Below are 21,667 nucleotides of genomic sequence, written 5' to 3' on the forward strand. Positions count from 1 at the left end.
CTTAAATCAATTTGCTCTGAAAACGCTGATTGTACCATTATGGTACTGGTAAAGCTGGGTAGAAATCGCGTAGGCAGAGTCTTCAAATGCCTGCAGGGCAATATTTGCCATCGCCTGCAAAGCCTCTTCATCGGACGGGCTGCAAACGAGCAGGGCGTTGCGTGCCGGGACTGCAAAAACGGGGTTGGCCGGCAGCATAGGATCGTCTTTAAGTACTTCGTCCAAAAGCAAAATCAGGGAAGCATCATAGTCGTTGTCCAAATGGATTTGAGCCAATGACCAACCTTCGGCATGATGAATTTGAACACGTCCATTCATTCGTTGGCGCAGATTATCCATGGCGGTACGATACAAGGCGTCCTCATCTTCAATACCGGCCTCTTTCATATGCTCACGATTGAGCGTATGCATGGATTCTTCCGTATCCACCATATAAAGCAACATGATATCGCCGGCAATCGGTTTGTATACCAGGTAATCGTCAGGTTCGGCTTCGTCCGTATTTGTAATCAGTCTGGCATTTTCCAGATAAATCGTATTTTTAATCGTCGGAAGAATTTGTTGTGCTGAAACACTGGCATCAGCGTCCTGAATCTTATCGATAACTGCTAAATTGGCTGCAACAATCGCCTCCAAGGCCTCGGGATTTTGCAGATAACTTGTGTAATGGTTGCTCAAATATGTGCTGAACGATGCTTCATCGTCTTCGGAAAACTGGACAATGATGGGCGAAGACGCAATATTTTCACCCCAGTCGATTTTCGCCTCAAGATCCAATTCTTCTTGGATGCGACGGGCAAAGTATTCGACAAATTCCTGCCAAGTCATTAATTTAGGTTTGGAGCGGAACAACCTGCTGAAAAAAGACATATTGTGTCCTGAATAAGGGGATAAGGCCGTCTGAAAAATTATAGACGTTCGGTTTCAACACGGATTTTAAAAACGACTTTGCGTATGTTCGGCCTGTCGCCAACCAATGGGGCATGCGCATCATTCGGGAAGAATAGCGTAAATTCACCTGGCTCCAAGGTCAGCCAGGTTTCCGGCTCGCAGTCGAAAAATTCGATATCGCGCTTTTCGTTGTAGCCTAAACCGTTTTTCAGACGGCCTCTGTCTATCCAGCCATATGTTTCGCTGCCATCAATCGGCGTTTGAATATCAATATGTTTTAAGTGCGCTTCAGGCTGGGCTTCTCCCTTAGTCCTCATCGGCTCGCTACCGATAAAAATACGGATATTGGGATTCTCGCATGGTACTTGGCCGTCCGGCAGCTTGGCAAAATTTAGGGTCTGCAACAGATGGAAGGCTTCGGCAAAGTCGGGATGCAAGGCAGCGTAGCGGGTGGCATTGCTTATGGTGTCGGTAATCATGGTGTGGTTAGGTAGAAATTAAACTTCAGGATGTGAAGAATACGTTTTAAGGACGCTTTATTGAGATTATGACAACAAGGCCGTCTGAAAGGGCTTTTTATGGAGTTGTGTTTTGCAGATTCAAAGTGGAAGCATAATGTTCAGCAATAGGAATACGCTTGCGGCTGACTTGGTTTATATCGCTGCCTTCTTCAGCCCATAAAAACGGAAAGAACGTGTAAACGCTGTCGCCATTCAAATCATGGATTTCTTCGCGCCAATTTTCCCAACGCAGGTTTTCGTAAAACAACTGTAAATCGCCGGTCAATGCCCAATTTAAGAAGTCGCCATAACCTTTACCGCAATCTTCCCATTCCAGTGTATCCGGTGGTAGGTAGAAAACATTACCTACTTTGCCATTCAATCCTCCGCCATTAATCGCAAAATAGCCTCCAGCAACATCATCGGCAAACAGATAATAGGGAGCAGGGCCTGCTGGCTCGGATTGTGTACGGTTTAGATTCCAACTTCCCAAACCACGAGGTAGCTTCGCGCTGCTAGAACCAAGTATCCGTAACCAGCCGTCATCGATAAGGATACCGCCGGTTTCATAAACGACAGCACCCATAAACGAACGTATCGTTACTTGGGTTTTGACAAGTTCTTCCTTTGCCTTTTCAAGCGTACGTGGCAGAACTTCAACGCTGTTTACCGCTTCTGTAAGCCACTCTTGAATCAATGGCCACGCAGGGTCTTGGGTTTGGATTAATTCGTCGAATGATCTCATGGTCTATCCCAAAACATTCAGTAAAGGCCGTCTGAAACACTTAAATTTTTCAGACGGCCTTTTGTATGTCAACCGTTAAACAGCCAAGGCTGGCTTTGGCGGCGTTTTTCTTCGAAGGCGTGAATTTCGTCAGCGTGTTGCAGGGTCAGGCCGATTTCGTCCAAGCCGTTTAAGAGGCAGTGTTTGCGGTGTTCGGTAATGTCGAATGTGAATGTTTCGCCGCTAGGGGTGGTCAGGGTTTGCTCGGCAAGGTCGATGGAGAGCTGATAGCCTTCGTTGGCTTCAACTTCTTTGAAAAGCTGGTCAACCTGTTCTTCTGTCAAAACTATAGGCAAAAGGCCGTTTTTGTAGCAGTTGTTGAAGAAGATGTCGGCGAAGCTGGGGGCGATGACGGCGCGGAAGCCGTAGTCGTCCAATGCCCAAGGGGCGTGTTCGCGTGAAGAGCCGCAACCGAAGTTTTTACGCGTCAACAGGATTTGTGCGCCTTGATAGCGTGGCTGGTTCAGGGAGAAATCAGGATTCAACGGGCGTTTGCTGTTGTCCATGCCCGGTTCGCCGTGGTCGAGGTAACGCCATTCATCAAAAGCATTGGGGCCGAAGCCGCTGCGTTTGATGGATTTCAGAAATTGTTTGGGGATGATGGCATCGGTGTCGACGTTGCTGCGGTCGAGCGGGGCGACGATGGCGGTAATTTTGGTAAAGGCTTTCATGTCAGATTCTTATAGTAATAATGGGAAATTTTATGGCTATTCGGGTTAGCGTGTGCTGTGCAAACCGATTCGGTTGCCTTCTGTGTCTTCGATAAATGCTGCAAAGCCGTTGGCAATGCGGAATTTTTCTTGTAACAGTTTGCCGCCTGCTGCAACGGCTTTTTCTGCTGTTTCGGCACAATCCGGGCAATTGAAGAAAATGGTTGTACCGCCGTGGCCGGGCTGGGCATTGCTGTCGTGCCAAATCATGCCGGCCGTACCGTGTTGGGTGTAATCGGCTGGGAAAATGATGAAACGGAATCCGTTGCCGCCAACGTCTTGCAGGGGCTTACCGAATACGGATTCGTAAAAGGCTTTGGCGCGATCCAAATCATGAGCGTGAATACCAAACCAGCTTGACGGATTACTCATTGTTTCTTCCTTTGCTTGGAATCGTGAAAATGTCTGAAAAATTAATAATGTATCAGGCCGTCTGAAACGGAGTCAGGAGCTTCAGACGGCCTGATTTACCGAATTATTCGGTAGCGGCTTCGATTTTTTCTCCAACATGGCTCATGCCGCGGCCTACTGCATTGCCGCCTTTTTTAACGGCTTCGCCGGTTTTTTCGGCAACGTGTTCCGCGGTTTCTTTGGTTTTATCGGCTACGCGCTCGGCAGTCTCTTTGGTTTTGTCCCAATTGCGGTTGGTATCGTTTTTTGCGCCGGACCAAGTGCTGGAACAAGCTGACAGGATGAGGGCTGCGGCAGCTAATGCAAACAGTTTTTTCATACTAGATTCCTTTCAAGTTATCAATGATTAAGAAGGTTTTCGGACGTTTTGCGCAATAGGAAAACTTACTTGAGCAAGGTATTGTTTCAGACGGCCTGATCAATAAAGGCCGTCTGAAAATACTTTAAGCCATAGTGCGGATGTCGGTAAAGTGGCCGGTAACCGCGGCTGCAGCTGCCATGGCAGGGCTGACGAGGTGGGTGCGTCCACCGTTGCCTTGACGGCCTTCAAAGTTACGGTTGGAGGTGGAGGCGCAACGTTGTCCCGGGGTCAGGCGGTCGGCATTCATGGCGAGGCACATAGAGCAGCCCGGCTCGCGCCATTCAAAACCGGCTTCGATAAATACTTCGTGCAAGCCTTCTTTTTCTGCCTGCTCTTTAACCAAACCGGAGCCAGGGACAATCAATACGCGTTGTACATTGTCCGCTTTTTTACGGCCTTTGGCGATAGCGGCGGCTTCGCGCAAGTCTTCGATACGGCTGTTGGTGCAAGAGCCGATAAAGACGATATCGACAGGAATTTCGTTTAATGGCGTACCGGCTTCCAAGCCCATGTATTCAAGGGCGCGTTCCATGCCGCTGCGTTTGACCGGATCGGCTTCTTCGGCAGGATTAGGCACTTTGCCGCTGATGTCCAAAACCATTTCAGGCGAGGTGCCCCAAGTTACTTGAGGCTCGATGTCTTCGGCTTTGAAGTGGTATTCTTTATCAAATACGGCACCTTCGTCAGACACCAGCGTGCGCCAGTATTCGACGGCTTTGTCCCATGCTTCACCTTTAGGTGCGAAAGGTTTGCCTTTTACATAGTCGATGGTGGTTTGGTCGACGGCAACCATACCTGAGCGCGCACCGGCTTCGATCGCCATATTACACAGAGTCATGCGGCCTTCCATAGAAAGGCTGCGGATGGCTTCGCCACTAAACTCGATAGCATAGCCCGTACCGCCTGCCGTGCCGATTTGGCCGATGATATAAAGCGCTACGTCTTTAGCGGTAACACCGGGTTTCAGATGGCCTTCAACGGCAATCAGCATGGATTTGGATTTTTTCGCGGTAATACACTGGGTCGCCATGGTGTGCTCGACTTCGGAAGTGCCGATACCGTGCGCCAATGCTCCGAATGCGCCGTGGGTAGAAGTGTGCGAGTCGCCGCAGACAACGGTCATGCCGGGCAGGGTAGCACCTTGCTCCGGGCCCATAACGTGCACAATGCCTTGGCCTTTATCCATAAACGGAAAGTAGGCGAGTGCGCCAAACTCTTTAATGTTTTTGTCCAAAGTATCGACTTGCAGCTTGGAAATCGGGTCTTGGATACCTTTGTCCCAGTCGCCGGTCGGGGTGTTGTGGTCGGCTGTGGAGACCACGCTGTCGATACGCCAGAGTTTGCGGCCGGCCATTTTCAAGCCTTCAAATGCTTGCGGGCTGGTTACTTCGTGAACCAGGTGGCGGTCGATGTAAAGCAGGACAGTGCCGTCTTCTTCTTCGCGGACGACGTGGCTGTTCCAAAGTTTATCGTAAAGGGTTTGTGCGCTCATGATGAGTATTCTTTGCTATTGGTAGGTATGAATGATGGTTTGCGTTTATGGGCGGATTTTAGGCTTTTTATAGGGGCTGCGCAATAGAAATTTGTCCAATTTTTAAAATTTGTTGCAAAGTTTCAAAAACATTTGTCAAAAATTAGACAAATTGTAGAATTGTTGACAAAAAGATTCATCTTATCTGAAAGAATGCTTGTCGAAATGCACTAAAAAGTTCTATCATTCTCACTCAACCCACACTTACCAAGAGGTATAGAGAATGAAATTACCGGTAATGGCTCCTGAGCATCTGACTCAATTACGGGAATTTGAGAAAAAAGTCCTTGCCAATCATGCCAAAATCGAAGCATGGTTCCGTTCGCATTGGAACGAACACCGTCCGCCATTTTATGGTTCGGTTGACATCCGTAATGCCGGTTACAAAATTTCATCTATCGATATGAACCTGTTTCCAGGCGGCTTCAATAATTTGAATCCCAACTTTATCCCGCTGGCGGCGGTTGCCGCGCAAGATGCGGTACAGCGCGCATGTGAAACGGCAAAATCCGTATTGATTATTCCTGAAAACCACACGCGCAACACATTCTATCTGCAAAACGTTTACGCACTCAGCGAGATTTTGCGTTCGGCAGGATACGAAGTGCGCTTGGGCAGCCTGAATCCGGAAGTGACTGAGCCAACCGAGTTTGAAACCGCATTAGGCGACAAAATTTTACTTGAGCCTTTATTGCGTACCCGTGAGCGTGTACATCTCGCAGACGGTTTCTCGCCTTGCGTTGTTTTGTTGAACAATGACTTGTCTGCGGGTGTTCCTAAAATCCTTAAAGACATCAGTCAAACCGTATTGCCTCCCTTGCACGGCGGCTGGACGACTCGCCGTAAAACCGAACATTTCGGCGCGTACAACCAAGTTGCAGCCGACTTTGCCAAGTTAATTGACATCGACGAATGGCAAATCAATCCTTATTTTGAAAAAATCAGTGGTTTGGACTTCCAAGAGCGTGAAGGCGAGGATGCGTTAGCGGAAGCAGTAGAACGTGTGCTGGCGAAAATTCAAGCCAAATACGACGAGTTGGGCATTACCGACCAGCCTTTCGTTATTGTGAAAGCCGACGCAGGTACTTATGGCATGGGCGTAATGAGCGTTAAATCTGCAGATGAAGTACGCGGATTGAACCGTAAAAACCGCAATAAAATGGCGAAAGTCAAAGAAGGTTTGGAAGTCAGCGAAGTCATTGTCCAAGAAGGTATTTATACCTACGAAACCATGGATGGTGCCGTGTGCGAACCCGTTGTGTATATGATGGACCGTTTCGTAATCGGTGGTTTTTTCCGTGTACACGAAGGCCGTGGTGCAGACGAAAACCTCAACGCCGGCGGTATGGTATTTGTGCCACTGTCCAACAGCATTCCCACCGGCAGTGGCGACAATTCCCAAGAAGCGCCCGAAGCCTGCAAGCGCGTATTTGAACAATGGGACTCGCTCGGCATGCCACGCTCCGAAAAAGACTGCGACGTGGACAACGAACACAACCGCCTCTACGTTTACGGCGTAATGGCGCGCCTGTCCTTGCTTGCTGCCGCATTGGAGCTGGAGAAAACCGCGCCTCAAGCCTAATAAAACGTTGATCGATATTGTCAGGCCGTCTGAAAATTAGTTTTCAGACGGCCTTTTCTGTCTGTACAATTCATTCTAACTAAAAAAAACATGATTTATTTTTATGAGCAAACCAGCCAATCCAGTTGAGACAACCGACAATCTGCAAGACCAAACCATGCAGCGCAGCAATACCGACAATGCGCCGCGTTCTGCCATCCACCAAACCTTATATTCCGCCGATACCTTTGTTCAGCATGATTATCTTGCCGGAAAAAACTTGCCCGATATTGCCCGCCCGCAAGAAGGTCAAATCAACTGGCTGCATTTTGTCGGCATCAATGATGTTGCCTTGCTCAAACACGCGCTTGAGCCTTACGGCATCCATGAGCTGGTTATTGAAGATATTCTCAGCCGCAAGCAGCGTCCGAAAATCGAAGACTACGGCAACTATGTATTTACTGCCGCACAGGTATACCACTATACCTCTACGGGCAAGCTCTATTCCGATCAAGTGTATGTAATTATCGGCAAAGATTTTGTGTTGTCTTTCCAACAAAAACCGCTGGGCTTATTCAGCCATCTTCGCCGGCAGATGCACGAGAATCCGCACAATATTTTGAACAAAAATACAGCGTTTCTGGCGTATTGCCTGCTCGACCGTATTGTGGACGACTATTTCATTGTTTTGGAGTCGTACAACAACCGTGTCGAAGTAATAGACAAGTCGCTGTTTAAAAATGAAAACAGCGATATTCTCAGTAAGATTCACCGACTCAAACGCGATGCCGTCCGTCTGCGGCGCACACTTTTGCCATTGCGCGATGTGTTCTACCAACTGGCCGTACGCGGCGATTTTGCCATTTTCAAAGGCGAATCGACCGTCTATCTGCGCGATGTGTACGACCACAATATGCAGCTTATCGAATCGCTTGATGCCTCGCGTGATATGGTGTTGAGCATGATGGACATTTATCTTTCCTTCCAATCCAACCGCATGAACCAGCAAATGCGCGTATTGACGGTTATTACCATCATCTTTATGCCGCTGACCGTCATTACCGGCATCTACGGCATGAACTTCGACAATATGCCCGAGCTGCATTGGCATTACGGCTATTTCATGGTTTTGGGTGTGATGCTGTGCATCATCATCGGACTGCTGATTTTCTTTTCGCGTAGAAAATGGCTGTAAACGGGTAGGCAAGGGGTTGAAAGTCAACGTTTAAAAACGGTAGAATAATTTTGCACACGTGCAGTCTGAAGTTTTCAGACAATTTTAAAATAAATATCAAAAGGAGAATAAACGATGAAACCGGAACGCCAACTACCTTCCCATGAACTGATCATGTCCGAGCTGATGATGCCTTATACGGCAAACTTCAGCGGCAATGTTCACGGCGGCGATCTTCTGCGCCTGCTCGACCAAGTGGCTTATTCCTGCGCCTGCCGTTACAGCGGTACCTATTGCGTTACTCTGTCTGTTGATAAAGTATTGTTTAAAGAGCCTATTCATGTTGGTGAGTTGGTAACCTTTTACGCCAGTATCAACTACACCGGCCGCACTTCTATGGAAGTCGGTATTCGGGTTGAGGCGCAAAATATCCACACCGGCGAAGTGCGTCATACCAACAGCTGCTACTTCACCATGGTTGCCGTTGAAGACGGTAAGCCGGTTCCTGTACCGCCTTTGGAAATCAATACACAGCGCCAACGCTGCCGTTATGAAAGGGCTAAAAAGCGCAAAGAGTTGAGTTTGCAGGCTGCGGACAAAGATTCTGGCTGCAACTAAATTGAATTTATTAAATAATGAAGGCCGTCTGAAATCCTGTTTCAGACGGCCTTCACGCAAAAGCCATAAACCGCTTGTTTTGTGGTAGAATCAACAAGATATTTGCCATACGAAATTACAGATAATCATGACCGACGCAACCATCCGCAACGACCATAAATTTGCACTTGAAACCCTGCCTGTCAGCCTTGAAGACGAAATGCGCAAGAGCTACCTCGATTACGCCATGAGCGTGATTGTGGGGCGAGCCCTGCCGGATGTCCGCGACGGTCTCAAGCCGGTACACCGTCGCGTGTTGTACGCGATGCACGAGTTGAAAAACAACTGGAATTCCGCCTATAAAAAATCGGCGCGTATCGTCGGCGACGTTATCGGTAAATACCACCCCCACGGCGATACAGCCGTTTACGACACCATCGTCCGTATGGCGCAAGACTTCTCCATGCGTTATGTACTGATCGACGGTCAGGGCAACTTCGGTTCCGTTGACGGCTTGGCCGCAGCAGCCATGCGTTATACCGAAATCCGCATGGAAAAAATTTCCCATGAAATGCTGGCAGATATCGAAGAAGAAACCGTCAATTTCGGTCCCAACTATGACGGCAGCGAACATGAGCCGCTGGTGTTGCCGACCCGTTTCCCTGCGCTGCTAGTCAACGGTTCGTCCGGTATTGCCGTCGGTATGGCAACCAATATCCCGCCGCACAATTTGGGCGATACCATCAATGCTTGCCTGCGTTTGTTGGATGAGCCTGAAACTGAAATCGACGAGCTGATCAACATTATCCAAGCACCCGATTTCCCAACCGGCGCAACTATTTATGGCTTGAGCGGCGTGCGCGAAGGCTATAAAACCGGCCGCGGCCGTGTAGTGATGCGCGGTAAAACCCATATTGAGCCTATCGGTAAAAACGGCGAGCGCGAAGCCATCGTTATCGATGAAATCCCATATCAAGTAAACAAAGCCAAGCTGGTTGAGAAAATCGGCGAGTTGGTACGCGAAAAAACGTTGGAAGGCGTATCCGACCTGCGCGACGAGTCCGATAAATCCGGTATGCGTGTCGTGATCGAATTGAAACGCAATGAAAATGCCGAAGTCGTTTTGAACCAACTCTACAAACTGACCCAGCTGCAAGACAGCTTCGGTATCAACATGGTGGCCTTGGTTGACGGCCAGCCGCGCTTGCTGAACCTGAAACAAATCCTGTCCGAATTCCTGCGCCACCGTCGCGAAGTCGTTACCCGTCGTACTTTATTCCGCCTGAAAAAAGCGCGTCATGAAGGCCATATTGCCGAAGGTAAAGCAGTTGCCTTGTCTAATATCGACGAAATTATCCGCCTGATTAAGGAATCTGCCAATGCGCCGGAAGCCAAAGAAAAACTGCTGTCCCGCCCATGGCGCAGCAGCTTGGTTGAAGACATGCTCAGCCGTACGGATTTGGACCTGCACATGATGCGCCCTGAAGGTTTGCCAGAGAATTTGGGTCTGCACAGCCAAGGCTATTACCTGAGCGAATTGCAAGCCGATGCCATTTTGCGCATGAGCCTGCGTAACCTGACCGGCCTCGATCAGGAAGAAATTGTCGGCGAATATAAAAATCTGATGAGCAAAATCATTGATTTCGTGGATATTCTTTCCAAACCAGAGCGCGTTACCCAAATCATCCGCGAAGAATTAGCAGACATTAAAGCCAACTTCGGCGATGAGCGCCGCAGCGAAATCAATCCGTTTGGCGGCGATATTGCCGATGAAGACCTGATTCCGCAACGCGAAATGGTCGTTACCCTGACTCATGGCGGCTACATCAAAACCCAGCCGACCACCGACTATCAGGCGCAACGTCGCGGCGGCCGCGGCAAGCAGGCAGCGGCAACCAAAGACGAAGACTTTATCGAAACTCTGTTTGTTGCCAACACGCATGATTATTTGATGTGCTTCACCAATTTTGGTAAGTGCCATTGGATTAAAGTGTACAAACTGCCGGAAGGCGGCCGCAACAGCCGAGGTCGTCCGATTAACAATGTTATCCAATTGGAAGAAGGCGAAAAAGTCAGCGCCATCTTGGCCGTCCGCGAGTTCCCGGAAGACCAATACGTCTTCTTCGCCACCGCACAAGGCATGGTGAAAAAAGTCCAGTTGTCTGCGTTTAAAAACGTCCGCAGCCAAGGCATCAAAGCCATCGCGCTTAAAGAAGGCGACTACTTGGTCGGTGCAGCGCAAACCGGCGGTGCGGACGACATTATGTTGTTCTCCAACTTGGGCAAAGCCATCCGTTTTAACGAGTATTGGGAAAAATCCGGTAACGATGAAGCAGAAGATGCAGATATTGAAACCGAAAATGAAGATTCAGACGGCCTAGATGATGAAAATGCCGAAAACGCATTGCCAAGCGGCAAACACGGTGTCCGTCCGTCCGGTCGCGGTAGCGGTGGTTTGCGCGGTATGCGTCTGCCGGCCGATGGCAAGATTGTCAGCCTGATTACCTTCGCCCCCGAGGCCGAGCAAAGCGATTTGCAAGTATTGACCGCTACCGCCAACGGCTATGGCAAACGCACCCCGATTGCCGATTACAGCCGTAAAAACAAAGGCGGCCAAGGCAATATCGCTATCAATACCGGTGAGCGCAACGGCGATTTGGTTGCCGCGACTTTGGTCAGCGAAACCGACGACCTGATGCTGATTACCAGCGGCGGCGTCCTGATTCGTACCAAAGTTGAGCAAATCCGCGAGACCGGCCGTGCTGCCGCAGGTGTCCGCCTGATTAATCTGGATGAAGGCGAAACCTTAGTCAGCTTGGAACGCGTGGCCGAAGAGGCTGAAGATGAAGCTGCTCTGGAAAGCGATGCAGCTGAAAACCAAGTGGTAGAAGCTGAAGATACTCCGTCTCAAGAATCTTAAACGTCAATGAACAAGGCCGTCTGAAAAGTTTTCAGACGGCCTGCTTATTCCAAAAGAAAATCCCGTGAGCGCAACCGAACCGTTCGATTTACCTCTTTTTCTGAAAAATCTGCCTAACCTGCCTGGCGTGTACCGTTTTTTTGACGAAGACAACAATGTTTTGTATGTCGGCAAAGCGGTCAATCTCAAGCGGCGCGTTTCCAGCTATTTCCAAAAAAACGATCATTCGCCGCGCATCGCATTGATGGTAAAACAGGTTCACCACATCGAAACCACCATCACACGTTCCGAAGCTGAAGCGCTGATTCTTGAAAACAACTTCATCAAAGCCTTGTCGCCGAAATACAATATCCTTTTCCGCGATGACAAAAGCTATCCTTATTTGATGCTCAGCGGCCATCAATATCCGCAAATGGCGTATTACCGGGGCACGCTGAAAAAGCCAAATCAATATTTCGGCCCGTATCCCAACAGCAACGCCGTGCGTGACAGCATTCAAGTATTGCAAAAAGTCTTTATGCTACGTACCTGCGAAGACAGTGTATTCGAGCACCGCGACCGTCCTTGCCTGCTTTACCAAATCAAACGCTGCACCGCGCCTTGTGTCGGCCACATCAGCGAAGAAGATTATCGCGACAGCGTGCGTGAAGCCGCGACTTTCCTTAATGGCAAAACCGACGAATTGACGCGCACCTTGCAACACAAAATGCAAACTGCCGCCGCTAATCTGCAATTTGAAGAAGCCGCCCGTTACCGCGATCAAATTCAAGCACTCGGCATCATGCAGAGCAACCAGTTCATCGACAGCAAAAATCCGAACAATCCCAACGATATCGACCTGCTCGCGCTTGCCGTTTCAGACGGCCTGGTCTGCGTACACTGGGTCAGCATACGCGGCGGACGGCATGTCGGCGATAAAAGCTTTTTCCCTGACACCAAAAACGATCCCGAGCCAAACGGGCAAGATTACGCCGAAGCCTTCGTCGCCCAACACTATCTGGGCAAAAGCAAACCCGACATCATCATCAGCAACTTTCCCGTTCCCGATGCGCTGAAAGAGGCCTTGGAAGGCGAACACGGCAAGCAGATACAATTTGTCACCAAGACCATAGGCGAACGCAAAGTCTGGTTGAAAATGGCGGAACAAAACGCACAAATGGCGATTGCCCAACGCCGCCTGCAACAAAGCAGCCAGCAGCACCGTATTGATGAACTGGCCAAAATCCTCGGCATGGATTCAGACGGCCTCAACCGCCTTGAGTGTTTCGATATCAGCCACACGCAAGGCGAGGCTACTATTGCGTCCTGCGTTGTGTACGATGAGCAAAACATCCAGCCTTCGCAATACCGCCGCTACAACATCACGACCGCCAAGCCTGGCGACGACTACGCCGCTATGCGCGAAGTCCTGACGCGCCGTTACGGCAAAATGCAGGAAGCCGAAGCCAACGGCGAAAGCGTCAAATGGCCGGATGTCGTGTTGATTGACGGCGGCAAAGGGCAAATCGGCGTAGCCGTATCAGTATGGGAAGAACTCGGGCTGCACATTCCTTTGGTCGGTATCGCCAAAGGCCCTGAGCGCAAAGCCGGTATGGAAGAACTCATACTGCCTTTTACCGGCGAAGTCTTCCGCCTGCCACCCAATAGCCCGGCCTTGCATTTATTGCAAACCGTACGCGATGAATCGCACCGCTTTGCGATTACAGGCCATCGCAAAAAACGCGACAAAGTACGCGTTACTTCCTCACTCAGCGAAATCCCCGGTATCGGCAGCAAACGCCGTCAAGCATTGCTTACTCGATTCGGTGGTCTGCGCGGCGTGATTGCGGCCAGCCGCGAGGACTTGGAAAAAGTGGAAGGCATCAGCAAAGCCTTGGCGGAAACCATTTATGAGCATCTGCACTGATTGGCTTGAACAGCAAAAAGGAACAATATGAAACCTGTCATCATCAAGAATATCGAGATCGGCAAAGGCCTGCCTAAAATTGCCGTGCCGCTGGTGGCCGCCAATACGCAGGAATTGGAGCAGGCTTTGCGCGTATTGAAAGAGACGGCTTTTGACATTATTGAATTTCGTGCGGATTTTTTCCAAGAGGCGCTTGATGCCGATTTTATTGCCGAACAATTAGGCATTGTCCGACAGGCTTTTCCTGACAAGCCTTTACTGTTTACGTTTAGAAGGGCGCAAGAGGGTGGCAATGCGCCTTGTTCTGACGACTATTATTTTGAATTATTGGAAAAAATCATCCGTTCCAAACAAGCTGATATTATCGACATCGAGCTTTTTGCCGAGGAAAGCGGCGTAAAACAAGCCATAGCTTTGGCGCATGAGTATCAAACTGCCGCCTTGCTTTGCAATCACGATTTCCAAGCCACGCCGTCTTTGGCAGACATTACAAGCCGTCTGAAAACAATGGCCGAGTGGGGCGCGGATATCTGCAAAATTGCCGTAATGCCGCAATCGCCGCAAGATGTATTGACCTTATTACAGGCAACATATGATGTTTCACAAAGTATAAACTGCCCGATTATTACTATGTCTATGAATAAAATCGGAGCCATCAGCCGCTTGGCTGGCTCGACTTTCGGCTCGGCCATTACCTTTGGTGCGGCACAAAAAACGTCGGCCCCCGGTCAAATTGATGCCAATGAATTGAGGAAAATCTTGGCAATTTTGGGATAGTTTAATTATTAATATTCAAGGCCGTCTGAAAAATATTTTTCAGACGGCCTGATTTTTTTAAATTTATTTCTTTTAATTTTAAATAAAATAGGTAACAATAGGCTTCCTATTTTAATAACCAGAGGAGAAATAAAATGACTACTACTAAAGAAAACCTGGCGAATCCAGGTCCAGTAGGCCTGTGTGGCTTTGCATTGACAACTTGGTTGCTTAGTCTGATTAACGGCGGCTTTTTTACTGCTCAAGAGGGTGTCGGCTTAGTTTTGGGCATGGCTCTCGCCTTTGGTGGTATCGCCCAAGTTATTGCCGGTATGTTTGAGTTCAAGAAAGGCAATACGTTTGGTTTTACCGCTTTTATCAGCTATGGCGCCTTCTGGTGGACATGGGCTTTGTTTACCATCTTTTTTAAAGGTGAAACAGCCCCGGCATTTATCGGCTGGTATCTTTGCGCATGGGGTATGTTTTCGCTGATGATGTTTGTGGCTACCTTGACCAAGCCTAAAGTATTGAGCGGTATTTTCTTTTGCTTGACACTGACTTTCTTTGCACTGGGTATTGGCGATGGCATGGAAAATCATAGCATCGTCCATATCGGCGGTTGCTTAGGCTTGGTAACTGCACTTGGTGCGTTCTACTTGGCAGCGGCAGAGGTCATCAACGAATCTTTCGGCCGTACTGTTTTGCCGGTTGGCGAACGTAAATAAGGTTGTTTAAACAAAATGCCGTCTGAACGGTGGAAATGAAATCAAAGATTTCGGCCACAATGTTCAGACGGCATTTTTATTTGTCTTCAAATAAATCGACATCAAATAAATCCGGCTCTTTGATGCGCTCCCGACAATCAAGCTTGATGTCTTCAGTAACCCGGCAGCAGCACGGCAAAATTTCTCCGGGCGCGACAAAAGCGAGTGGAAAATTATCATAAGAGACTTTCCCATCCAAGATTTTTACCCGGCATGAACCGCAATAACCGCTGCGACATTGGTATTCAACTTCGTGTCCAGTGCGCTCCAAGCCCTCCAATAAGGTTTCGCCTTGTTGGAGTTGGAAGGTTTTGTCGTGTGTGCTAATGAGTGCCATGTGTGTTTTAGGGCATAGAGGCCGTCTGAACAATGTTTCAGACGGCCTTAAATATATAAATTCAAATAATCAAGCCTTTTTCCCACAAGGCCAAAACGACATGAAGCTGGCTGTTATATTTTTTTTCATTACCCACAATTTCGCGCCAGAAAACGGATTTTTTCTGATTTGCCCATTCGGGATCATTTTTTAAAAGGCTGACCGCTGCAACGGCATATTCTCCGTTTTTGGAATGTTTGGTTTTGACTTTTTCCGGGTTGATTCCTTTAACCAACCCCGCACGACACAATCCCAAAAATGCATTCTTTGGGCATCCTTTTTTTCTAATTGACTCCTTGATGGGAAATGATGCCGCAATCTCTGTCCAAGCTTGTTCCATATCTTCATATTTAGAATATGATTCAGCTGCTTTTACCGCAATGTCGCCATAAATCTTCATTTTTGGTTATACCTTGAGGATTGAAAAGAGATTTTCAGACGGCCGGTTACGCCCAAAGGCCGTCTGAAACGCGGTTTACAGCTCGAAATCGCCCAAATCGTCCGCGCTGACTTCCGAATCAATCTGACCGATTAAGTAAGAAGAAATTTCCACTTCCTGCGGCGCAACCTGTACATTGTCAGAAGACAGCCATGCGTTGATCCAAGGAATCGGATTTTGGGTCGCACCTTCAAATCCGGCAGGAAGGCCAACCGCCTGCATACGCAGATTGGTAATGTATTCAACGTATTGAGCCAGAATTTCCTTGTTCAGGCCAATCATTGAGCCGTCTTTAAACAGATAGGCCGCCCATTCTTTTTCCTGCTCGGCTGCTTTTTTGAAGAGGTTGAAACACTCGTCCTGCAATTCATTCGCAATTTCAGCCATTTCAGGATCATCGGCACCGGCACGCATCAGGTTGAGCATATGCTGGGTGCTGGTCAGGTGCAGGGCTTCGTCGCGGGCAATCAGCTTGATGATTTTAGCGTTGCCTTCCATCAATTCACGCTCGGCAAAGGCGAACGAGCAGGCGAATGAAACGTAGAAGCGGATGGCTTCCAATACATTGACGCACATCAGGCAGAGATAGAGCTTTTTCTTCAACTCGCGCAAAGACACGGTAACGAGCTTGCCACCGATATTGTGCGAACCTTCGCCCAACAGATTGTAATACTGGGTGTATTCAATCAAATCATCGTAATAGCAGGCAATGTCTTCGGCACGAGCGATGATGTATTTGTTTTGCACAATATCATCGAATACGACTGACGGATCATTCACGATATTACGGATGATATGAGTATAGCTGCGCGAGTGGATGGTTTCGCTGAAGCTCCACGTTTCAATCCACGTTTCCAGCTCAGGAATAGACACCAAAGGTAAGAACGCAACATTCGGGCTGCGGCCTTGGATCGAATCGAGTAGGGTTTGGTATTTCAGATTGCTGATGAAAATATGTTTTTCGTGTTCGGGCAGATTGGCGTAGTCAATACGGTCGCGCGATACGTCGATTTCTTCGGGACGCCAGAAGAAAGACAATTGTTTTTCGATCAGTTTTTCAAATACTTCGTATTTCTGCTGGTCATAACGGGCGACATTTACCGGTTGACCAAAAAACATCGGCTCTTTCAGCGCGTCGTTTTTGGTTTTGGAAAAAGTGCTGTATGACATAGTTAAGTGTTCGCAGGACATGGCTGTTTCTCTTAGGGATAGAATTTACAAATTTAAAGAGTACGTATTTATATAAATCAACAACATATATTCACAAACATATTTCCTAATGAAGTTAATTCACACACACCTTTTTTCAACTCTACTTTTTTTTCTTCTAAACAATCCTCAATATCTAAAATAGAAATATTCAAATCTAAAGCAATTTCATTTTTAGAATAATTTTTTTCTAATAAACTTTGAATTTTTAATCTTAAATCTGTAAGTGGATTACATATGCTTAAAGACTCAAGTAAACTAGTAGAATAAAAATCTTCATATTGCTTATCATCTAGAAAACATCTATCAAAATCAATACGTACCAAACCTAATTGGATTAAATTATCTATAGATATTGCCGTTTTTTCAATGTCTTGCTCTCCAAATGCAAGGCAAACAATTAAATTAAAAAAAATTAATGCATCGTCATTATTTTTTTTAATATAATATTTGCTAATTGCTATACTTTTTAAGTCTTTCATTAATTGAAGAAGTTTTGCATCATGGGATGATAAAGACTTAACTTTTTCAACAAAGCTATTGTGGATCTTTCCATTATTTCTAGCATCAAAGGAGGTAGATACTAATTTTGCAAATATTTCCCTAAGCTCTTCTTCTTCAAGGTAATATTGAGATGCCTCGATTGCAGGTCCTAAAATACTATATTTAGGTTCTTGAATTTCTTCTTGAGGAATTTTTTCTAAATTTTTATTAAGTCTATCACTGAAATCAGCTAACTCTTTTTTCCTTTTTAATTGTTGTTTTTCCATCCATAAATCAATAGGTCCAAATACTTGTTTCCACACTAGATTTAATGTATGAGCTGGTGCCTCAGCTCCCTTTGTCAATAATGTTGTAGCACCTGCAGTTAAAATAGTTATAGCTGTTGTATCCATAATACTCATATTAAATTTTCTTACAAATCTTCAACAATCTTTAATATGCTCAAATCTTACAAGCCCCACCTGCGCAGCCATCATCTTGAATATCGGTCTGCGTATCGTCCGCGCCGTCTCGGGTGTTATGGTAGTACAGGGTTTTGACGCCGTATTTATAGGCGGTCAGCAGATCTTTCAGCATTTGTTTCATGGAAACTTTGCTGCCTTCAAATTTGTTCGGGTCGTAGGCGGTATTGGCGGAAATCGATTGATCGACGAATTTTTGCATTACGCCGACGAGTTTCAGGTAGCCTTCGTTGCCGGGAAGCTGCCACAGGGTTTCGTAGGCGTCTTTCAGGGTTTCAAACTCCGGTACGACTTGTTTCAGGATGCCGTCTTTCGATGCTTTAACCGTTACCAATCCGCGTGGAGGCTCGATGCCGTTGGTGGCGTTGGCGATTTGCGAGCTGGTTTCAGACGGCATGAGTGCGGTCAGGGTAGAGTTGCGCAGACCGTATTTGACGATGTCGGCGCGCAGGCTTTCCCAGTCGTAGTGCAAAGGCTCGTTGCACACGGCATCCAAGTCTTTTTTGTAGGTGTCGATGGGCAGTTTGCCTTGCGAATAAACGGTTTGGTTGAAGAGCGGGCATGCGCCGTATTCTTTGGCAAGGTTTACCGATGCTTTGAGCAGGTAATACTGCATGGCTTCAAAGGTGCGGTGGGTCAGGCCGAGGGCGGAGTCGTTGCTGTAACGTACGCCGTTTTTCGCCAAATAGTAGGCGTAGTTGATGACGCCGATGCCGAGTGTGCGGCGGTTCATGGTTGCGGTGCGCGCTGCTGCAACCGGATAGTCTTGATAATCCAACAGGGCATCAAGTGCGCGTACGGTCAAATCGGCAAGCTCTTCCAGTTCGTCCAAGTTGTTCAATGCGCCCAAGTTGAAGGCGGACAAGGTACATAGGGCGATTTCGCCGTTCGGATCGTTGATGTTGTCCAAAGGTTTGGTCGGCAGGGCGATTTCCATGCACAAGTTGGACTGATGAACAGGCGCAACACGCGGATCAAACGGGCTGTGCGTGTTGCAGTGGTCAACGTTTTGGATGTAGATACGACCGGTACCGGCGCGCTCCTGCATCAGGGTAGAGAACAATTCTGTTGCCGGCAAAGTACGTTTGCGGATGTTTGGATCTTGCTCGTATTGAGTGTAGAGGCGCTCGAATTCGTCTTGATCGGCGAAGAAGGCATCATACAAACCCGGAACTTCATTCGGCGAGAACAGGGTAATGTTGCCGCCTTTGATCAAGCGGGTGTACAGCAGGCGATTGATTTGTACGCCGTAGTCCAGTTGGCGGATACGGTTGTCTTCTACGCCGCGGTTGTTTTTCAATACCAACAGGCTTTCGGCTTCGATGTGCCACAATGGGTAGAACAAGGTTGCAGCACCGCCGCGTACGCCGCCTTGCGAGCAGGATTTAACGGCCGCTTGGAACATTTTGAAGAATGGGATACAGCCGGTGTGTTGCGCTTCGCCGCCACGGATTTCACTGCCCAAGCCGCGGATACGGCCGGCATTGATGCCGATGCCTGCTCGTTGGGAAACGTATTTCACAATCGCGCTGGTGGTGGCGTTGATGGAGTCAAGGCTATCGTCGCATTCAATCAATACGCAGCTTGAGAATTGGCGCGTAGGCGTGCGCACGCCGCTCATAATCGGGGTCGGCAGCGATACTTTAAATGTGGAAACGGCATCGTAAAAGCGTTTGACGTAATCCAAACGGGTCTCTTTCGGATATTTGCTGAAGAGACACATGGCCACCAAAATGTATAAGAACTGAGGCGTTTCATAAATTTGGCGGGTAACGCGGTTTTGAACCAGATATTTGCCTTCCAGCTGTTTTACGGCAGCATAAGAGAAGGTCATATCACGGCTGTGGTCGATATAGGCATTCAGCTCGTCGAATTCTTCGCGGCTGTAATCTGCGATGATGTGGCGGTCGTATTTGCCTGCTTCGGTCAGTTTTTTAACGTGATCGTAGAGGTGAGGTGGTTCGAATTCGCCATAAGCGATTTTGCGCAGATGGAAAATGGCGAGGCGGGCAGCCAGATATTGATAATCAGGCGTATCTTGTGAGATCAGGTCGGCCGCGGCCTTGATGATGGTTTCATGGATGTCGTCGGTACGGATACCGTTGTAAAACTGAATATGTGATTTGAGCTCGACTTGCGATACGGAGACGTTTTGTAAGCCTTCCGCCGCCCAAGTAACAACGCGGTGGATTTTGTCTAAATTGATATCTTCCAAGCGTCCGTCGCGTTTGGTTACTTTAATATTCGTTGCTGCATTCATTGTTCAGTCTTCCCATTAAAAAACACAAGATACGGTATGTGATTGCTTTGAACGGCACAATATAATGTATTTTTCTTTGTTTAACTAGACTTGACAATGCGCTTTTTTCGGGGTGTGGATTAGAGGATGGGAGGTTTAAACTAGATTTTATGTGGCTTTGTGGCGATTTGGCATTATTTTGCGTTTGCATCACATTTGGCTAGACATTGGCTAGAGGCTTATGAAATAAAGAAATTTATATTCAGGTTTCGTCTAAATGGAAGGTGTGTTAAATTTTGCAAAGCAAGTAGTATGATGTAGTAATTAACCACATTTTTGTCATGTAAAAAATGGGCGTTTTGCCGGTGCCCTGGCGAAACATATAATGGAAAAACTATTTAGGAGGCGAATCATGTTAATGTTGAAAAATTTAGGTTCCGCACTGGCGGCAGTTGCCGTATTGGGTTTGGGTGCTTATTCTGCCGAGGTGGCAGCCAAGCCGCATGGCCCTCATGTGAATAAACACCAGCCAGCGAAGAAAAACAAATTGCATCCTGCTTGCAAGAGATACCTTGAGCGTCGTGCCGCTTGGTATCGCTATAAGGGCAACAAGGCCGAGTTGAGGGAAAACCATAAAGCGGCAAAAGCGTTCCGCGGTTTGCCTTATGCCGAGCAAAAAATCCAATGCCAAGCCGCTTATCAGGCATTTGATGATTTTGATCACGGCAAATTCCGCCGCCGTTAATCGTCTGATTTAAACAAAGGCCGTCTGAATGTTTCAGACGGCCTTTGATATTTATTTCTCAACAATGATTTTGTTTTCGGCTTGAGGCTCGTATTGGGTGGATTCATCACCGTAATACAACACGCCCAGCTTGATGGGGATGCGGCCTTGCGATTTGCGGTGGGCATTGGAGTCGCGCAGGGAGTAGGCGCAACCGCAATATTCTTGTTGGTAGAAATGCTCGCGCTTGCTGATTTCAATCATGCGTGCGCTGCCGCCGCCTTTGCGCCAGTTGAAATCCCAATAAACCAAGTCATCGTACGGCTCTGCAGCGCGATGGCCGCAGCCGTTGATCTGTTTCATGTCTTTCCAGCGTGAAATGCCCAGTGAGCTGGTGAAAACATGAAAGCCGTTTTCATGGGCATATTGTGCCGCTTTTTCAAAACGCATATCGAAACACATGGTGCAGCGGATACCGCGTTCGGGTTCAAATTCCATGCCTTTGGCTTTGACAAACCATTCTTTGCGGTCGTTTTCGTAGTCGTCGTCTTTATCGACAAAAGGGATGCCGAATTTGTCCGCAAAGCGCATGTTTTCTTCTTTGCGCAACATATATTCTTTGTGCGGATGGATATTGGGGTTGTAAAAATAAATGGTGTAGTCGATGCCGCTGGCAAGCATGGCTTCCATCACTTCGCCGGAACATGGGGCGCAGCAGGAATGCAGCAGGACTTTTTTATGGCCGCCGGGCGGAACGAGAATAGGGCGGTCAATATCGGTAACGATAGGTGTGGTTTTTTCGGTCATGGTTGTATTCTATTTTTGATATTTTTTTCAGACGGCCTTTAT

21 protein-coding genes are annotated in these 21,667 nt (G+C 47.8%); 8 read left to right on the plus strand and 13 right to left on the minus strand.

The window, feature by feature from the left end; translation table 11 throughout:
- Positions 1–6 precede the first annotated feature (6 nt).
- The 7 genes from HMPREF2560_RS05240 to leuC all read right to left on the minus strand — a co-directional run bounded on the left by HMPREF2560_RS05240 (position 7) and on the right by leuC (position 5,149).
- A complete protein-coding gene (locus HMPREF2560_RS05240; protein ID WP_070461875.1) occupies positions 7–870 on the minus strand; it encodes a DUF1444 family protein in 864 nt (287 codons plus the stop codon).
- Positions 871–908: 38 nt separating this feature from the next.
- A complete protein-coding gene (locus HMPREF2560_RS05245) occupies positions 909–1,370 on the minus strand; it encodes a NanQ anomerase/TabA/YiaL family protein (RefSeq protein WP_049335225.1) in 462 nt (153 codons plus the stop codon).
- Between the two features lie 97 nt (positions 1,371–1,467).
- On the minus strand, positions 1,468–2,136 hold the full coding sequence (locus HMPREF2560_RS05250; RefSeq protein WP_049335224.1) for a DUF2625 domain-containing protein: 669 nt from the start codon (positions 2,134–2,136) through the stop codon (positions 1,468–1,470).
- Between the two features lie 68 nt (positions 2,137–2,204).
- Positions 2,205–2,846 carry a 3-isopropylmalate dehydratase small subunit gene (gene leuD, locus HMPREF2560_RS05255; RefSeq protein WP_003677355.1) on the minus strand — a complete coding sequence of 214 codons (642 nt, stop codon included), beginning with the start codon at positions 2,844–2,846 and terminating at the stop codon, positions 2,205–2,207.
- Positions 2,847–2,891: 45 nt separating this feature from the next.
- A complete protein-coding gene (locus HMPREF2560_RS05260; protein ID WP_049331002.1) occupies positions 2,892–3,257 on the minus strand; it encodes a VOC family protein in 366 nt (121 codons plus the stop codon).
- Between the two features lie 103 nt (positions 3,258–3,360).
- On the minus strand, positions 3,361–3,615 hold the full coding sequence (locus tag HMPREF2560_RS05265; RefSeq protein ID WP_070608961.1) for a hypothetical protein: 255 nt from the start codon (positions 3,613–3,615) through the stop codon (positions 3,361–3,363).
- Between the two features lie 124 nt (positions 3,616–3,739).
- Positions 3,740–5,149 (minus strand): 3-isopropylmalate dehydratase large subunit, encoded by a 1,410-nt coding sequence (gene leuC / locus HMPREF2560_RS05270; RefSeq protein WP_070608964.1) that lies wholly within the window; start codon positions 5,147–5,149, stop codon positions 3,740–3,742.
- Between the two features lie 262 nt (positions 5,150–5,411).
- On the opposite strand from leuC, the gene gshA reads away from it, so the two are divergent.
- The 7 genes from gshA to HMPREF2560_RS05305 all read left to right on the plus strand — a co-directional run bounded on the left by gshA (position 5,412) and on the right by HMPREF2560_RS05305 (position 14,827).
- Positions 5,412–6,770: a glutamate--cysteine ligase gene (gene gshA, locus HMPREF2560_RS05275; protein ID WP_070608966.1), complete on the plus strand. Its 1,359-nt coding sequence runs from the start codon at positions 5,412–5,414 to the stop codon at positions 6,768–6,770.
- 103 nt (positions 6,771–6,873) lie between these two features.
- Positions 6,874–7,944, plus strand: coding sequence for a magnesium/cobalt transporter CorA (corA, locus tag HMPREF2560_RS05280; protein WP_070608967.1), 1,071 nt, complete (start codon positions 6,874–6,876; stop codon positions 7,942–7,944).
- A 114-nt stretch (positions 7,945–8,058) separates the two neighbouring features.
- Positions 8,059–8,541, plus strand: coding sequence for an acyl-CoA thioesterase (locus tag HMPREF2560_RS05285; protein WP_070608970.1), 483 nt, complete (start codon positions 8,059–8,061; stop codon positions 8,539–8,541).
- A gap of 127 nt (positions 8,542–8,668) precedes the next feature.
- The gene (gene gyrA / locus HMPREF2560_RS05290) at positions 8,669–11,440 is read left to right on the plus strand and encodes a DNA gyrase subunit A (protein ID WP_063067853.1); all 2,772 of its coding nucleotides are present in this window, start codon (positions 8,669–8,671) and stop codon (positions 11,438–11,440) included.
- A gap of 64 nt (positions 11,441–11,504) precedes the next feature.
- Positions 11,505–13,346 carry an excinuclease ABC subunit UvrC gene (gene uvrC / locus HMPREF2560_RS05295; RefSeq protein ID WP_070873759.1) on the plus strand — a complete coding sequence of 614 codons (1,842 nt, stop codon included), beginning with the start codon at positions 11,505–11,507 and terminating at the stop codon, positions 13,344–13,346.
- A 27-nt stretch (positions 13,347–13,373) separates the two neighbouring features.
- Entirely contained in the window at positions 13,374–14,123 is a 750-nt protein-coding gene (aroD, locus tag HMPREF2560_RS05300) for a type I 3-dehydroquinate dehydratase (RefSeq protein WP_070608976.1), read from the plus strand.
- Positions 14,124–14,257: 134 nt separating this feature from the next.
- On the plus strand, positions 14,258–14,827 hold the full coding sequence (locus tag HMPREF2560_RS05305) for an acetate uptake transporter (RefSeq protein ID WP_063067856.1): 570 nt from the start codon (positions 14,258–14,260) through the stop codon (positions 14,825–14,827).
- Positions 14,828–14,903: 76 nt separating this feature from the next.
- Here the strand turns inward: HMPREF2560_RS05305 and yfaE are convergent, their stop codons facing one another.
- From yfaE to nrdA, 5 genes are all read right to left on the minus strand, one after another.
- Positions 14,904–15,203 carry a class I ribonucleotide reductase maintenance protein YfaE gene (yfaE, locus tag HMPREF2560_RS05310; RefSeq protein ID WP_003686421.1) on the minus strand — a complete coding sequence of 100 codons (300 nt, stop codon included), beginning with the start codon at positions 15,201–15,203 and terminating at the stop codon, positions 14,904–14,906.
- A 61-nt stretch (positions 15,204–15,264) separates the two neighbouring features.
- Positions 15,265–15,642 (minus strand): DUF6979 family protein, encoded by a 378-nt coding sequence (locus HMPREF2560_RS05315; RefSeq protein ID WP_009427512.1) that lies wholly within the window; start codon positions 15,640–15,642, stop codon positions 15,265–15,267.
- 75 nt (positions 15,643–15,717) lie between these two features.
- Positions 15,718–16,851, minus strand: coding sequence for a class Ia ribonucleoside-diphosphate reductase subunit beta (gene nrdB, locus HMPREF2560_RS05320; RefSeq protein WP_049331034.1), 1,134 nt, complete (start codon positions 16,849–16,851; stop codon positions 15,718–15,720).
- Positions 16,852–16,928: 77 nt separating this feature from the next.
- Complete coding sequence (locus HMPREF2560_RS05325) at positions 16,929–17,795, minus strand: DUF4393 domain-containing protein (protein WP_070608978.1); 867 nt, start codon at positions 17,793–17,795, stop codon at positions 16,929–16,931.
- Positions 17,796–17,835: 40 nt separating this feature from the next.
- On the minus strand, positions 17,836–20,115 hold the full coding sequence (nrdA, locus tag HMPREF2560_RS05330; RefSeq protein WP_070608980.1) for a class 1a ribonucleoside-diphosphate reductase subunit alpha: 2,280 nt from the start codon (positions 20,113–20,115) through the stop codon (positions 17,836–17,838).
- 391 nt (positions 20,116–20,506) lie between these two features.
- Between nrdA and HMPREF2560_RS05335 the strand changes: the two genes are divergently transcribed.
- Entirely contained in the window at positions 20,507–20,839 is a 333-nt protein-coding gene (locus HMPREF2560_RS05335) for a stress response protein (RefSeq protein WP_070608983.1), read from the plus strand.
- A gap of 51 nt (positions 20,840–20,890) precedes the next feature.
- On the opposite strand, the gene HMPREF2560_RS05340 is transcribed toward HMPREF2560_RS05335, so the two are convergent.
- The gene (locus HMPREF2560_RS05340; protein WP_070608985.1) at positions 20,891–21,625 is read right to left on the minus strand and encodes an epoxyqueuosine reductase QueH; all 735 of its coding nucleotides are present in this window, start codon (positions 21,623–21,625) and stop codon (positions 20,891–20,893) included.
- Positions 21,626–21,667: the final 42 nt, after the last annotated feature.

Origin of the sequence: Neisseria sp. HMSC078H04, from assembly GCF_001838135.1 — a bacterium.
GTDB lineage: Bacteria > Pseudomonadota > Gammaproteobacteria > Burkholderiales > Neisseriaceae > Neisseria.

Bases quoted from the DNA above. Each gene is read 5' to 3' on its own strand.
- aroD (WP_070608976.1), top strand. From the start codon at position 13,374: ATGAAACCTGTCATCATCAAGAATATCGAGATCGGCAAAGGCCTGCCT.
- HMPREF2560_RS05325 (WP_070608978.1), bottom strand. From the start codon at position 17,795: ATGAGTATTATGGATACAACAGCTATAACTATTTTAACTGCAGGTGCT.
- HMPREF2560_RS05315 (WP_009427512.1), bottom strand. From the start codon at position 15,642: ATGAAGATTTATGGCGACATTGCGGTAAAAGCAGCTGAATCATATTCT.
- leuD (WP_003677355.1), bottom strand. From the start codon at position 2,846: ATGAAAGCCTTTACCAAAATTACCGCCATCGTCGCCCCGCTCGACCGC.
- HMPREF2560_RS05305 (WP_063067856.1), top strand. From the start codon at position 14,258: ATGACTACTACTAAAGAAAACCTGGCGAATCCAGGTCCAGTAGGCCTG.
- HMPREF2560_RS05245 (WP_049335225.1), bottom strand. From the start codon at position 1,370: ATGATTACCGACACCATAAGCAATGCCACCCGCTACGCTGCCTTGCAT.
- nrdA (WP_070608980.1), bottom strand. From the start codon at position 20,115: ATGAATGCAGCAACGAATATTAAAGTAACCAAACGCGACGGACGCTTG.
- HMPREF2560_RS05240 (WP_070461875.1), bottom strand. From the start codon at position 870: ATGTCTTTTTTCAGCAGGTTGTTCCGCTCCAAACCTAAATTAATGACT.
- leuC (WP_070608964.1), bottom strand. From the start codon at position 5,149: ATGAGCGCACAAACCCTTTACGATAAACTTTGGAACAGCCACGTCGTC.
- HMPREF2560_RS05285 (WP_070608970.1), top strand. From the start codon at position 8,059: ATGAAACCGGAACGCCAACTACCTTCCCATGAACTGATCATGTCCGAG.
- HMPREF2560_RS05340 (WP_070608985.1), bottom strand. From the start codon at position 21,625: ATGACCGAAAAAACCACACCTATCGTTACCGATATTGACCGCCCTATT.
- HMPREF2560_RS05335 (WP_070608983.1), top strand. From the start codon at position 20,507: ATGTTAATGTTGAAAAATTTAGGTTCCGCACTGGCGGCAGTTGCCGTA.
- gyrA (WP_063067853.1), top strand. From the start codon at position 8,669: ATGACCGACGCAACCATCCGCAACGACCATAAATTTGCACTTGAAACC.
- corA (WP_070608967.1), top strand. From the start codon at position 6,874: ATGAGCAAACCAGCCAATCCAGTTGAGACAACCGACAATCTGCAAGAC.
- gshA (WP_070608966.1), top strand. From the start codon at position 5,412: ATGAAATTACCGGTAATGGCTCCTGAGCATCTGACTCAATTACGGGAA.
- yfaE (WP_003686421.1), bottom strand. From the start codon at position 15,203: ATGGCACTCATTAGCACACACGACAAAACCTTCCAACTCCAACAAGGC.
- HMPREF2560_RS05260 (WP_049331002.1), bottom strand. From the start codon at position 3,257: ATGAGTAATCCGTCAAGCTGGTTTGGTATTCACGCTCATGATTTGGAT.
- HMPREF2560_RS05250 (WP_049335224.1), bottom strand. From the start codon at position 2,136: ATGAGATCATTCGACGAATTAATCCAAACCCAAGACCCTGCGTGGCCA.
- HMPREF2560_RS05265 (WP_070608961.1), bottom strand. From the start codon at position 3,615: ATGAAAAAACTGTTTGCATTAGCTGCCGCAGCCCTCATCCTGTCAGCT.
- nrdB (WP_049331034.1), bottom strand. From the start codon at position 16,851: ATGTCATACAGCACTTTTTCCAAAACCAAAAACGACGCGCTGAAAGAG.